Annotated in this window: 2 protein-coding genes; both read left to right on the forward strand. The window is 45.5% G+C overall.

The annotated features are described in order from the left end of the window. Window positions 1-456, forward strand: a 456-nt coding sequence (locus NWE95_11880; GenBank protein MCW4004598.1) for a hypothetical protein, incomplete at its 5' end; no start/stop codon positions are given. After that, a partial coding sequence (locus tag NWE95_11885; protein ID MCW4004599.1) for a hypothetical protein occupies window positions 437-1,100 on the forward strand: 664 nt, incomplete at its 3' end. The genes NWE95_11880 and NWE95_11885, both read left to right, overlap by 20 nt.

A 1,100-nucleotide genomic window follows, 5' to 3' on the forward strand; every position in this document is an offset into this window, starting at 1 on the left:
CAAAAACTGGTAAACGGCACCCAAGTCACAAACTACAAAGGCCTAATCAACTACTGGCTACAAGTAAAAACCAAGCCCGAAAAGAAAGACTACATGCACAAAAACCCCCTAAGCCTAATCCAAAAAACAAACCTGCCCTACGCGCTCACGACTTATCAGGCAGAAAACCTTGTCCAACACTACCTCTTCCCATCCCGCATCGACATATACATCAAAAAAGAAGACGCAGCCAAATGGCAAGAAGCAATAACCGCAGAGGGCTTAGTCGGCAAAGGCAACCTAAGACTCCTCACCACAGACGAACACGTCTTCCATGGCGCATTCAAACGGCAAGGCTTAACGGTTGTGAGTGTTCCACAGTTAATCGTTGACTTACTACAAGAAGGCGGCGTATGCACCGAAGCCGCAGAAAAACTCCTCAACAAGGTCGAGCAGCATGCTATATCAACCAGTTGAAACAAAAACCTCGCAACAACAAATGCAGGCAATCTTTGCTAAGCTCAAAAGCCAAACGTGCCTGCTCGGCGGATGGGCAGTCTACTACCTCGTGAATCAAAACTTTGAAAACGCCACGGGAAGAACCTACATCGGCTCAAGAGACATAGACCTTGGCTTCCACATAAACATGGAATGGAACCAAGAACAACTGCAAAACTCAGAATTTGCCACCGCAATCAAAACAGCCGAAAACATGGGTTTTAAGTCAGTGAGTTTTAGGCTAGTCAAAGAATTTGACATAGACACAGGAAAAGAGCTAACACCAGAACAATCAGCTAAGCTTCCGCTGTACCAAATATTCCAGCTATACATAGACCCCATCGTTGACCGCATCCACCCAGAAATAAGAAACCTGCTCGGATTTGTGCCCATAGATGAGCCGCTTTTATCTTTGGTCTTCCAAGAAAAAATGTACAGAACCCAACAGCTATTTGGAAAAGACGTCTTAATCCCACAGCCGCATGTCTTGTTGGCGATGAAAATAAACTCTGCTCCAAGAAGAGACAAAGAACACAAACTAATCAAAGACATAGCCGACATCTACGCGCTCCTATGGTACTCTGACGTAAAATTGTCTCAGCTCAAGGAGCAACTCTTCGCCG

The organism is Candidatus Bathyarchaeota archaeon (genome assembly GCA_026014725.1).
GTDB lineage: Archaea > Thermoproteota > Bathyarchaeia > Bathyarchaeales > Bathycorpusculaceae > Bathycorpusculum.